Here is a 12,758-nt window from a genome sequence, read left to right on the forward strand (position 1 = left end):
GCGGTGAGCGAGAAGAGCCCCAAGCTGCGCGCCGAGCTGGACGGCGTCCCTGCGTATGTGCCGGGCAAGCCGGCGTCCGCGGAGGGACCGGTCGCCTTCAAGCTGTCCTCCAACGAGAACCCGTATCCCCCGTTGCCCGGAGTCATGGATTCGGTGCTCTCCGCGGCTGCGGCGTTCAACCGGTATCCGGACATGGCCTGCACCGGTCTGATGAACGAGCTGGCCGAGCGGTTCGGTGTGCCCGTGTCCCACCTGGCCACGGGTACGGGCTCGGTCGGTGTCGCCCAGCAGCTGCTCCAGGCCACCTCGGGCCCGGGTGACGAGGTCATCTACGCCTGGCGGTCGTTCGAGGCGTACCCGATCATCACGCAGATCAGCGGTGCGACGTCGGTCAAGGTGCCGCTGACCACCGGCGAGGTGCACGATCTCGACGCCATGGCCGGGGCGGTCACCGAACGGACCCGGATGATCTTCGTCTGCAATCCGAACAACCCGACCGGAACCGTCGTGCGCCGGGCGGAGCTGGAGCGGTTCCTGGACCGTGTCCCGGACGATGTCCTGGTCGTGCTCGACGAGGCGTACAAGGAGTTCATCCGGGACGCCGATGTGCCGGACGGCATCGAGATCTACCGTGACCGGCCCAATGTCGCGGTGCTCCGGACCTTCTCCAAGGCGTACGGCCTCGCGGGCCTGCGCATCGGCTTCGCGGTGGCGCACGAGCCCGTGGCGGCGGCCCTGCGCAAGACGGCCGTCCCCTTCGGTGTCAGCCAGGTCGCCCAGGACGCGGCAGTCGCCTCGCTGCGTGCCGAGGACGAGCTGCTGGGGCGGGTGGGATCGCTGGTCGGCGAGCGTGCCCGGGTGTACGACGGGCTGGTGCGGCAGGGCTGGACCGTTCCGGAGTCCCAGGCGAACTTCGTGTGGCTGCGGCTCGGGGACCGCACTCTCGATTTCGCCGGGGTCTGCGAGCGGGCGGGCGTGGTCGTGCGGCCCTTCGCCGGTGAGGGTGTGCGGGTCACGATCGGGGAGGCAGAGGCCAACGACGTGTTCCTGAAGGTGGCGGAGTCCTTCCACCAGGAGAAGTAGCGGCGCGGCCGACGGGCCTTCGGTGGCCCCGGACCTCGATCACCGAGGTCCGGGGCCACCGTTCTTTTCGTGCCCGGACCGGCTTCTCGCACCTGTCCGGTTTCGGGCGGGTCGGCAGGATCGGCCGGAAAGCACCCCCCACTCGAAACGTTCGAAGACATGTGCGCCATAATGCTTGTGAATGTGAACGCGTTCACAAGCGCGCCCCGTTTCCTCCCTTGATCGGGTGGATTGACCGGGCAATCTGCGGCTGTGATCACGGCGACGTAAGGAGAAGAGTCGTGGACCTGGCTCTGGCACCAGAGACTCTGGCGCGATGGCAGTTCGGCATCACCACCGTCTACCACTTCCTGTTCGTCCCCCTGACGATCTCTCTCGCCGCGCTCACAGCCGGCCTGCAGACCGCCTGGGTGCGCACGGACAACGAGAAGTACCTCAGGGCGACCAAGTTCTGGGGCAAGCTGTTTCTGATCAACATCGCCATGGGCGTGGTCACCGGCATCGTCCAGGAGTTCCAGTTCGGCATGAACTGGTCTGACTACTCGCGGTTCGTCGGTGACGTCTTCGGCGCCCCGCTCGCCTTCGAGGCGCTGATCGCGTTCTTCTTCGAGTCCACCTTCATCGGCCTGTGGATCTTCGGCTGGGACAAGCTGCCGAAGAAGATCCATCTCGCCTGCATATGGATGGTGTCCATAGGCACGATCCTCTCGACGTTCTTCATCCTGGCCGCCAACTCCTGGATGCAGCACCCGGTCGGTTACCGGATCAACGAGGAACGCGGCCGTGCCGAGCTCACCGACTTCTGGAAGGTGCTCACCCAGGACACCGCGCTCACCCAGTTCTTCCACACCATCACGGCGGCCTTCCTCGTCGGCGGCGCCTTCATGGTCGGCATCTCCGCCTTCCACCTGGCCCGCGGCAAGCACATCCGGGTGATGCGCACCTCCCTGCGGGTCGGGCTGGTCACGGTGGTGGCCGCGGGCATGCTCACCGCGGTCAGCGGGGACACGCTCGGCAAGGTGATGTTCAAGCAGCAGCCGATGAAGATGGCAGCGGCGGAGGCCCTGTGGGAGGGCGAGGACGGTGCGCCCTTCTCCCTCTTCGCGGTCGGTGACGTCGCCGAAGGGCACAACGACGTGGAGGTCTCCATCCCCGGGGTGCTCTCCTTCCTCGCGGACAACACCTTCACCTCGTACGTCCCGGGCATCAACGACATCAACGAGGAGTTGCAGGAGACCTACGGGCCCGGCGACTACCGGCCCAACATCCCGGTCGCCTTCTGGAGCTTCCGCTGGATGATCGGCTTCGGTATGGCGTCCTTCGGACTCGGTCTGCTGGGGCTCTGGCTGACGCGACGGAAGTTCCTGCTGCCGCCGGCCCTGCGCACCGGCGAGGACGAGGTGCCGAATCTGGTCCTGTTCAGGAACAAGGTGCTGAGCCCGAAGCTCGCGAAGCTCTACTGGATCACCGCGTTGTGGACCATGCTCTTCCCCCTGATCGCCAATTCCTGGGGCTGGATCTTCACCGAGATGGGCCGCCAGCCCTGGGTCGTGTACGGGGTGTTCCAGACCCGCGACGCGGTCTCACCAGGGGTCTCGCAGGGGGAGGTCCTCACCTCCATGATCGGCTTCACGGCGCTCTACGCGGTGCTCGCCGTCATCGAGGTCAAGCTCCTCCTCAAGTACGTCAAGGCCGGACCGCCCGAACTCACCGAGGCCGACCTCAACCCGCCCACCCGGATCGGCGGTCACGATCAGGACGCCGACCGGCCCATGGCCTTCTCCTACTGAGATCAAGCGGAGCTGAGAGATGGAACTCCACGACGTCTGGTTCGTGCTCATCGCCGTTCTGTGGACCGGCTATTTCTTCCTGGAGGGCTTCGACTTCGGTATCGGGGTCCTCACCAAGCTGCTGGCCCGTGACCGCAAGGAGCGCCGGGTGCTGATCAATACGATCGGGCCGGTCTGGGACGGGAACGAGGTGTGGCTGCTCAGCGCGGGCGGCGCGACCTTCGCGGCCTTCCCCGAGTGGTACGCCACCCTGTTCTCCGGTTTCTACCTGCCTCTGCTGGTCATCCTGCTCTGCCTGATCGTGCGGGGGGTGGCGTTCGAGTACCGGGCGAAGCGGCCCGAGGAGCGCTGGCAGACCAACTGGGAGCACGCGATCTTCTGGAGTTCGCTGATCCCGGCCGTCCTCTGGGGCGTGGCCTTCGGGAACATCGTCCGCGGCGTGAAGATCGATGCCGATATGGAGTACGTCGGCAACCTCTGGGACCTGCTCAACCCGTACGCCGTCCTGGGCGGGCTGGTCACGCTGTTCCTCTTCACCTTCCACGGAGCGGTGTTCGCCGCGCTCAAGACCGTCGGTGACATCAGGAAGCGTGCACGCGGGCTGGCCCTCAAGCTGGGCCTGGCCACCGCGGTCCTCGCGCTGGGCTTCCTCCTCTGGACCCAGGCGGACAACGGCAACGGCTGGAGCCTGGCAGCGATGATCATCGCTGTCCTGTCACTGGTCGTGTCCATCGGCGCCATCGCGGCGGGACGTGAGGGCTGGTCCTTCGCCTTCTCCGGGGTGACCATCGCGGCGGCGGTCGCGATGCTCTTCCTGACGCTCTTCCCGAACGTCATGCCGTCGTCGCTGAACGACGCCTGGAACCTCACGGTCTCCAACGCCTCCTCCAGTCCGTACACCCTCAAGATCATGACCTGGTGCGCCGGCATCGCCACCCCGGTGGTGCTGCTGTACCAGGGGTGGACGTACTGGGTGTTCCGGAAGCGCATCGGCACGCACCACATCGCCGATACGCACCAGTCGTCCTGACTCCCCAGGGAGCTGTTTCACGTGAAACCGATCGACCCTCGTCTGCTCCGGTACGCCCGAGCCACCCGGTTCTTCCTGGCGGCCGTGGTGGCGCTGGGCGTGGTCGGAGCCGCACTGGTCATCGCCCAGGCCATGCTCGTGGCCGAAGTGGTGGTGGGCGGATTCGAGGACGGGCTGACCGTTGCCGGGCTCCGCACACCACTGCTCCTGCTCGCCGCTGTCGCTCTGGGACGCGCGTTCGTGGCCTGGCTCACCGAACTGGCCGCCTACCGGGCCAGCTCCGCGGTCAAGTCCGAACTGCGCGGCCGCCTCATGGAACGGGCTTCGGACCTGGGGCCGGACTGGCTGAGCGGGCAGCGCACCGGGTCGCTGACAGCTCTCGCCACCCGGGGCGTCGACGCACTTGACGACTACTTCTCGCGCTACCTCCCGCAGCTCGGACTCGCAGTCGTCGTTCCGGTGGCGGTGCTGGCCCGGATCGTCACAGAGGACTGGGTCTCAGCGGCGATCATCGTCGTGACGCTGCCGCTGATTCCGCTCTTCATGATTCTCATCGGATGGGCCACCCAGTCCCGGATGGACCGTCAGTGGCAGCTGCTGTCACGGCTCTCAGGGCATTTTCTCGACGTGGTCGCCGGGCTGCCGACGCTGAAGGTCTTCGGGCGGGCCAAGGCTCAGGCCGAATCGATCCGCAGTATCACCTCGGAGTACCGCCGGGCCACGCTGAAGACCCTCCGGATCGCCTTCCTCTCCTCCTTCGCCCTGGAACTGCTGGCGACTCTCTCCGTGGCCCTGGTGGCGGTGACGATCGGAATGCGGCTCGTCCACGGGGAACTCGACCTCTACACGGGGCTGGTGGTACTCATCCTGGCGCCGGAGGCCTATCTGCCCATCCGCCAGGTCGGCGCGCAGTACCACGCGGCTGCCGAGGGGCTCTCGGCAGCCGAGGAGATCTTCGCCGTACTGGAGACCGAGCCCGCGGCCGGCGGTACCCAGGAGGTGCCGCAGTCGCTGCGGCTGGAGCTTCAGGGGGTGACGGTGCGGCACCCGGGCCGGATCGAGCCCTCCCTGGATGCCGCATCCCTCGTGGTCGAGCCGGGGGAGACGGTGGCCCTGGTCGGTCCCAGCGGCATCGGTAAGTCCACGCTCCTCGGCGTGGTGCTGGGATTCACCACGCCCGACGAGGGGTGGGTAAGGGTCGGCGGTACCCAGCTGTCGGACCTCTCCCCCGAACGCTGGCGTGAGCAGATCGCCTGGGTTCCGCAGCGCCCTCACCTCTTCGCCGGGACGATCGCGGAGAACGTACGACTGGCCCGCCCGGACGCGGACGATGCGTCGGTCATGGCCGCGCTCCGGGACGCAGGGGCGCTGGAGTTCGTCGACGCGTTGCCGGGCGGCGCCAGGACCGTGTTGGGCGAGGACGGTGCGGGGCTCTCCGCGGGGCAGCGGCAGCGGCTGGCGCTGGCGCGGGCTTTTCTCGCCGACCGGCCTCTGCTGCTGCTGGACGAACCTACGGCGAGCCTGGACGGCGAGACGGAGGCGGGCATCGTCGAGGCGGTGCGAAGGCTGGCCGTGGGACGTACCGTGCTGCTGGTCGTGCACCGGCCGGCGCTGCTCTCGGTCGCGGACCGGGTGGTGGCGCTCGAGCAGGGGCCGTGCGGTGCGCTGCCTCTGCGTGCGGAGCCGGACGCTGGGACGGCTCCCGGTCCTGTCGCTCCAGGTGTTCGGGACAGCCCCCGGCGGCTCGGTGCGGGGGAGTCCGCGCTGCTCAAGGACACCGTTTCGGGGGCCGGCGGCCGCGTGCTCACGCGGGTCCGGGAGGCCGCCGGTTCCCAGCACGGGAAGCTGGGGCTGGCCCTGCTGCTGGGCAGTCTCGCCGTGGGGTCGTCGGTCGGACTCATGGCCGTCTCCGGATGGCTGATCTCACGCGCCTCCGAGCAGCCCCCGGTGCTGTATCTGATGGTCGCGGTCACCGCGACCCGGGCGTTCGGTATCGGCCGGGCCGTCTTCCGCTACGCGGAGCGGCTGGTGTCCCACGACGCCGTGCTCAGGATGCTCGCCGAGCTCAGGGTGTCCGTCTATCGAGGGCTGGAGCGCATAGCGCCCGCCGGCCTTCGGGCCACGCGGCGGGGCGACCTGCTGTCCCGGCTCGTCGCCGACGTCGACGCCCTGCAGGACTACTGGCTGCGCTGGCTGCTGCCCGTGGGAACCGCCGTCGCGGTGGGGGCGGGGTCGGTCGCCTTCATCGGCTGGATGCTTCCGGAGGCAGGTGCCGTCCTGGCCGCCGGGCTGCTTCTCGCGGGAGTGGGCGTGCCGTGGCTGAGCGGGGCGTGCTCCCGTCGTGCCGAGCGCCAACTGGCACCCGCGAGGGCCGCGCTGGCCGTCCGGGTCACCGACCTTCTCGGCGGGACGGCCGAGCTGGCTGTCGCGGGCGCACTGCCGTCCCGTAGGGAACAGGTGCGCACGGCGGACGCCCTCCTCACCCGGATCGCGTCGCGCGCCGCGACCGCGACGGCGCTCGGCGGGGGGCTGTCCGCCCTGATCTGCGGGCTGACCGTCGTGGCTGCGGCGATCGTCGCGCTGCCCGCCGTGTACGACGGACGGTTGGCGGGCATCGAGCTCGCCGTCGTCGTGCTCACCCCCCTCGCCGCCTTCGAGGCGGTGACGGGGCTGCCGCTCGCGGTGCAGTACCGACAGCGGGTCGAGCGGAGCGCCGACCGGGTCTTCGAGGTGCTGGACGCCTCTGTACCGGTCGAGGAGCCTGTCGCACCGCCCGAGGCGCCGGCTTCGCCCTTCCCGCTCGACGTGCGAGGTCTGTCGGCCCGGTACGAGGGCGCGGAACGCGATGCCCTGCATTCCGTCGGTCTGACACTGCACGCCGGCAAGCGCGTGGCTGTCGTGGGACCGTCCGGTTCGGGCAAGACCACGCTGGCACAGGTCCTCCTCCGCTTCCTGGATCCCCGGGATGGGACGTACCGTCTCGGAGGTGTCGAAGCTTCCTCGCTGGACGGGGACACGGTCCGCACCTTCGTCGGGCTGTGCGCCCAGGACGCCCACGTCTTCGACAGCTCCATCCGCGAGAACCTGCGGCTCGCCCGCACCGGTGCGACGGACGACCTGCTGAGGGAGGCACTTGCCGGTGCCCGGCTTCTGGACTGGGTCCAGTCACTTCCGGACGGCCTCGACACGCTGGTGGGTGAACACGGGGCCCGGTTGTCGGGCGGTCAGAGGCAGCGCCTGGCGCTCGCCCGTGCGCTCCTCGCCGACTTCCCCGTACTCGTCCTCGACGAGCCCGCGGAGCACCTCGACCTGGCGACGGCGGACGCGCTGACCGCTGATCTGCTGGCGGCCACTCGAGGGCGTACGACTCTGCTGATCACCCATCGCCTGGCCGGTCTCGAGGCGGTCGACGAGATCCTGGTGCTGGACGCCGGCCGGGTCGTGCAGCAGGGCCCGTACGCCGCGCTCGCCGCCCACGACGGTCCGCTGCGTCGGATGCTCGAGCGTGAGCAGGACCCGGCGGGCGCCGAGCCGGAGCAGATGCGTCCGGCCGCGGCGTCGTGGGCACGGGCCTGAGGACACGGAGGCCCAAGATCCAACTTTCCGGAACATTCGGTATTAATTAGGCTCAGGTCATGCCTCAGCAGGATCCGAAGGACTCGCCCGGAGCCGCGCAGCAGACCGCGGGAAGCCTGCGAGGGCTTTCCGCGGAGTTGACCGCACGCGTTCCGCAGCTGCTGAAAGCGACGAGGTCCGTCGGCACGGGGCTGGAACTCCACTCGACCCTTGAGCGCATCTGCGAGACCGCGGCGGAGCTCGCCCATGCCCGCTATGCGGCCATCGGCGTCGTCGAGAAACCCGGTGAGAGCCTCAGCGACTTCATCACTCACGGGGTACCGGAGGAGACCGCCCGGGCGATCGGCCGCTCGCCCGACGGGCACACCGGACTCCTGGGCGCACTGATCAAGGACGGCGTGTCCATTCGGCTGGAGGATCTGGAGGCCGATCCGCGTTTCGCCGGTTTCCCGGCCGCGCATCCGAGGATGCGCACCTTCCTCGGGGTCCCGATCCGGGTCCAGGGGAGGATCTTCGGCAATCTCTACGTGACGGAGAAGCAGGGCGGCGGCGCATTCGGCGATGACGAGCTGCACATTCTGCGCGTGCTGGCCACGGAGGCCGGGATCGCCATCGGACACGCTCGGACCTATGAGGCCGCCCGGCAGCGGGAGCAGTGGATCGAGGGCTCGGTGGCTGTCACCACCGCTCTGCTCTCGGGCGGGGACGCCGACGAGGCGCTCGCCGTCGTCGCCGAACAGGCACGCCGCCTCGCCGACGCCGCGGCCGGCATCGTGCTGCTCCCGGCCGCGGGGGGAGGTCTTGAGATCGTCGCCGTCGCCGGAGACAGACCGTCCGCCTCCCTCGGAGTGATCATCCCGCCGAAGAGCCCCGTGGTCGCTGCGCTGCTGAGGGGCGAGGAGGTGTACCTGGAGGACCCGGTGGCCGACCCCCGCATGATCACCAGGCTGGCCGGTCAGTTCGGCCCGCACGTGCTGCTCCCCCTGCGCAGTGGGGGGCGGGTGCTCGGGGCGCTCTCCATCCCCCGGGCCCGGGGTGCCAGGCCGTTCACCCGGGCGGAACGGCTGCTCGCCACCCACTTCGCCGCGCAGGCCGCACTGGCCCTGAAACTGGCCGAGGCCCAGCGTGACCGGGAGAGGCTTGCCGTGTACGAGGACCGGGACCGCATCGCCCGCGACCTCCACGACCTCGTCATCCAGCGTCTGTTCGCCACCGGGATCATGCTGGAGGGTGCTCAGCGGCGCTCTCCGGTTTCCGCAGTGCAGGCCGGCATCGGGCGGGCCGTCGACGAACTGGACGTGACCATTCAGGAGATCCGTACAGCCATCTTCGCGCTGCAGCACGAACCGGAGGAGGCGCCCGCCGGGCTGCGGACCCGAGTGCTGCGGGAGATCAACATGGCGGCGGTGCCGCTGGGGTTCATGCCCTCGCACCGATTCTTCGGCCCTGTCGACTCACTGGTGGGGGAGCTCCCGGGCAAGAACCTCATCGCGGCTCTGCGTGAGGCGCTGTCCAACACGTTCCGTCACGCTGGAGCGTCACGCGTCGAGGTGAGGGTGGACGCGACCGCCGTACTGCCCGACGGGCGCGACGCGGTACGGCTGACGGTCACGGACGACGGGGTGGGGATCCCGGACGGCGGGCGGCGCAGCGGACTGCGCAACCTTGCCAGGCGCGCCGAGTCGCTGGGCGGCGAGAGCTGGTTCGGGCCGGGGGACGGGGAGGGCGGCAGCGGTACGACGGTGACCTGGCAGGTCCCGCTCTGACGGCACGGTGCCCCCAGGACGCGTCGGCTCGGAGTGCGTTTCGGTGTGCGGCCCGGGAAGGCCCGGGCGGCCTCAGTTGTCGACCTCGGTGAACGACCGTATGGAACGACCTCGGTGAACGGCCTCGGCGGGCCGCTCCAGCGTGCGGTGCAGCGCTGGCGGTTCAGCGGGCGGTGAGGATCCGCTCGATGACGACCGCGACACCGTCCTGGTCGTTCGTCAGCGTCACTCCGGACGCCGCGGCCACAGCGGCCGGGTGGGCGTTCCCCATGGCGAACGAGGCACCGGCCCAGCTCAGCATCTCCACGTCGTTGGGCATGTCCCCGAACGCGACCACCTCGTCCGGAGCGATCCCGCGCTCCGCGCAGCAGGCCGCCAGCGTGCGGGCCTTGGAGACCCCGAGGCCGCTGATCTCCAGGAGCGCGGTGGGGCTGGACCGGGTGAACGAAGCCTTACGTCCCGCGAGTTCGCGGGCCAGCGCGAGGAAGGCGTCCGGAGCCAGCTCGGGGTGGTGGGCGAGGACCTTGAGGACCGGCGTACCGGTGCCCGTGGCTTCCTCGTGGAGGAGCTTCTCCGCGACGGCGACCGTGGCACCCGGGTCCATGTGGAACGGGGGGTAGGCGGGCTCGTAGTGGATGCCGGTGGCCAGTTCGACGGCGAACGACACCCCGGGGGCGGCCTCGCGCAGAGCATCGACCACGCTCAGTGCGATCTCGCGGTCCAGCGGATGGACGCTGAGCAGCCGGCCGTCGCGGAGATCGGCGACAGCGGCCCCGTTCGCGCAGATCGCCATGCCGTGGCCCTGCACGTAGGGGCTGACGACGTCCATCCAGCGGGCGGGCCTTCCGGTGACGAAGAAGACTTCGATTCCGGCCTCTGCGGCTGCTGCCAGGGCGGCGATCGTACGGTCCGACAAGGTCTTGTCGTCGCGCAGGAGCGTGCCGTCCAGATCGGTGGCGATCAGCCGGGTCACGGCAGGCAGGGGCGAGTCGGTAGCTGAGGTCACCTGCTCATTCTCCCGTACAGAGTCGCACGGGCGTGCAGAGGGGCGCCCATCTGAGTAAGCGAGTCCCTGAGCTGCGGAACCTGACAGAGGCATATGCCGACGGCGCCCCGAGCGCCTCCCGGGCCGGATACGGTGCACCCCGGAGCGGCAGCCCGTCCTCGCCGTGTCGTCGGACGCAGGGCCGTTGCGCACCGTCCGGCTGCCGACGGAGGTCAGCTGAGCTGGGACAGCGCCTCGGTGGCGATGCGTTCGAACACGTCCTGGTCCTGGGCGAAGTCGGAGTCCGGCACCGGCCAGTGGACGACGATCTCGGTGAAACCGAGGTCGAAGTGCGTTCCCGCGAAATCCACGAACGCGTCGAAGGACTGCAGGGGGCGGCCCGGGGTGAAGCCGGTGAGCAGGATCTTGTCCAGCTCCGTCACGTCCCGGCCGGTTTCCTCGCAGGCCGCACCGAGCCGGGCGATCTGGCCGCGGATGGCTGCCACGGACTCCTCAGGGCTGCCGGTCCCGAACAACTTCGGATCACCCGTGGTCACCCACCCCTGGCCGTACCGCGCTGCGAGCCCGAGTCCGCGCGGCCCGGTCGCGGCAACCGCGAAGGGCAGCCGCGGGCGCTGTACACAGCCGGGGATGTTCCGGGCCTCGTTCGCGGCGTAGAACGGGCCCTCCTGCGTCACGGAGGGCTCCCGGAGCAGCCGGTCGAGCAGCGGGACGAACTCGTCGAAGTGGTCGGCGCGTTCACGTGGTGTCCACGGCTCCTCGCCGCTCCCGCGCAGTGTGGTCGCGTCGAAGCCGTTGCCGCCGGCACCGATGCCGAGCGTGATCCGTCCGTCGGAGACGTCGTCCAGGGTGATGAGGTCCTTGGCGAGCGTCACCGGGTGCCGGAAGTTGGGTGAGGTGACGAGCGTGCCCAGGCGCAGCCGCTCGGTGGCCGCGGCCGCTGCCGTCAGCGTCGGTACGGCTCCGAACCACGGGCCGTCGCGGAAGGTCCGCCAGGCCAGGTGGTCGTAGGTGTACGCGGCGTGGAATCCCAGCTCCTCGGCGCGTACCCACAGCGGTCGGCCGCCGTCGTGCCAGCGGCGGATGGGCAGGATCACGGTGCTCAGTCGACGGGAGGAGGTCATGGCCACGACTCTACGGCGACGACGCCGTGGCGCCGTCGGCCACCGGCAAACGGTGCGAACCACGGCGGGATCGCTGCCGGGAACGGGTGGCAGTGGTTGCCGGGGGGCGGAGCCGGGGCGACGCTGGAGAGGAACCCGGCCGGTCCCGCCCGCGCGTGTGCACGGCACCGGGCGCGGTTCTCCGGAAGGACTGAGTCGTCATGAGGATGTTGCTCACCGCACAGATGGACACCGAGACGTCGAACAGGGCGGCAGCCGACGGGACGATGTCCAAGATGATCGAGGGGATCGTCGAGCAGCTCAAGCCCGAAGCGGCGTACTTCACCCTCCAGAACGGTCAACGCGGCTGCCTGATGGTGTTCGACATGCAGGACCCCGCCCGGATGCCCCCGCTCCTGGAGCCGCTGTTCCAGGCGGGTTCCAAGATCGACCTGCGGCCCGTCATGAACCTGGACGACCTGCGTACCGGCCTCGGTGGCATGGAGCGCTGATCGCCGGGGCGCGTCATCCGCGCAGGCGTAGGTAGAGCGCCGGTACGGAGTCGGTGAGCCATACCCCGTTGGCGCTGACGTGGAAGTGGTGACCTGCCCGGTGCATGGCGCCCGCGTCGACGGCGAGGACGACCGGCACGCCGCGCCTGGCGCCCACCCGGACCGCGGTCTCGCGGTCGGCCGAGAGGTGGACATGGTGACGGTTCATGGGCCGGAGCCCCTCGGCGCGGACGGCGTCCAGCACACGTGCCACGGTGCCGTGGTAGAGGTACGCGGGCGGTTCGGCCCGGGGCAGGCCGAGGTCCACGGTCACGGAGTGCCCTTGGTTCGCTCGGATCCGTCCGCCCTCCACGGCGAAGCGTCGTTTGTCGTTGGACGTCACGACGTGGTCGAGTTCGCCTCGGGTGATCGGAAACGCGTGCTGTGCGCAGGCACGCAGCAACTCGTCGACGGACACCCATCCGTGGGGGTCGAGACTGAGCCCGATCCTGTCGGGTTCGTGCCGCAGATGCTTCGAAAGGTACTTGGACACCTTGACGGTGCGTTGTTCGTCCATCCCGCCAGGGTGCCCGCGTCGCGTCTTCCGGTGCACCTCGATTTCCACCAGGTTTTGAGCACTTGTTGCTGAGGACAGGTTTGATCCACAACCAACTCGACTTATCCACAGGAGTATTGGCGATCCTGTGGACAACTGATTGGCCAAATAACCGCTTTGCTCAAGTGGCGTTCAATTAGTGGCTCTTGTGGCCTTGCGGAACCCTTCATCGCCCAAAAGCGTTACGTACGAGGGCCTGTGACGAAGTCCGCTACCTACGGGCCTTGTTAGTTGCAAGGCGCTGCCGGACGACGCCAACAGGTCACCTGCATGGTTGTGTTGACGTCACAGACAGGC

The 12,758-nt window shown here is 69.3% G+C and carries 9 protein-coding genes; 6 read left to right on the plus strand and 3 right to left on the minus strand.

The features are described from left to right. Positions 1-3: 3 nt before the first annotated feature. The 5 genes from hisC (at position 4) to ABZ441_RS14215 (ending at position 9,245) form a co-directional block, all read left to right on the plus strand. Positions 4-1,083 carry a histidinol-phosphate transaminase gene (hisC, locus tag ABZ441_RS14195; RefSeq protein WP_358972560.1) on the plus strand — a complete coding sequence of 360 codons (1,080 nt, stop codon included), beginning with the start codon at positions 4-6 and terminating at the stop codon, positions 1,081-1,083. Positions 1,084-1,364: 281 nt separating this feature from the next. Continuing rightward, on the plus strand, positions 1,365-2,873 hold the full coding sequence (locus tag ABZ441_RS14200) for a cytochrome ubiquinol oxidase subunit I (RefSeq protein WP_358972562.1): 1,509 nt from the start codon (positions 1,365-1,367) through the stop codon (positions 2,871-2,873). A 19-nt stretch (positions 2,874-2,892) separates the two neighbouring features. Then, entirely contained in the window at positions 2,893-3,903 is a 1,011-nt protein-coding gene (gene cydB, locus ABZ441_RS14205; protein ID WP_358972564.1) for a cytochrome d ubiquinol oxidase subunit II, read from the plus strand. A 21-nt stretch (positions 3,904-3,924) separates the two neighbouring features. Further along, positions 3,925-7,479 (plus strand): thiol reductant ABC exporter subunit CydD, encoded by a 3,555-nt coding sequence (gene cydD, locus ABZ441_RS14210; protein ID WP_358972567.1) that lies wholly within the window; start codon positions 3,925-3,927, stop codon positions 7,477-7,479. Positions 7,480-7,538: 59 nt separating this feature from the next. Next, entirely contained in the window at positions 7,539-9,245 is a 1,707-nt protein-coding gene (locus ABZ441_RS14215; RefSeq protein WP_358972570.1) for a GAF domain-containing protein, read from the plus strand. Between the two features lie 163 nt (positions 9,246-9,408). On the opposite strand, the gene ABZ441_RS14220 is transcribed toward ABZ441_RS14215, so the two are convergent. Further along, the gene (locus tag ABZ441_RS14220; RefSeq protein WP_358972573.1) at positions 9,409-10,251 is read right to left on the minus strand and encodes a Cof-type HAD-IIB family hydrolase; all 843 of its coding nucleotides are present in this window, start codon (positions 10,249-10,251) and stop codon (positions 9,409-9,411) included. 212 nt (positions 10,252-10,463) lie between these two features. After that, the gene (locus tag ABZ441_RS14225) at positions 10,464-11,375 is read right to left on the minus strand and encodes an LLM class flavin-dependent oxidoreductase (protein WP_358972576.1); all 912 of its coding nucleotides are present in this window, start codon (positions 11,373-11,375) and stop codon (positions 10,464-10,466) included. 200 nt (positions 11,376-11,575) lie between these two features. On the opposite strand from ABZ441_RS14225, the gene ABZ441_RS14230 reads away from it, so the two are divergent. Further along, complete coding sequence (locus ABZ441_RS14230; protein WP_358972579.1) at positions 11,576-11,866, plus strand: hypothetical protein; 291 nt, start codon at positions 11,576-11,578, stop codon at positions 11,864-11,866. 13 nt (positions 11,867-11,879) lie between these two features. Here ABZ441_RS14230 and ABZ441_RS14235 read toward each other — a convergent pair whose 3' ends face one another. After that, complete coding sequence (locus ABZ441_RS14235) at positions 11,880-12,422, minus strand: RNA 2'-phosphotransferase (RefSeq protein ID WP_358972582.1); 543 nt, start codon at positions 12,420-12,422, stop codon at positions 11,880-11,882. Positions 12,423-12,758 lie beyond the last annotated feature (336 nt).

This window comes from Streptomyces sp. NPDC005752, from assembly GCF_040630715.1.
Taxonomy (GTDB): domain Bacteria; phylum Actinomycetota; class Actinomycetes; order Streptomycetales; family Streptomycetaceae; genus Streptomyces.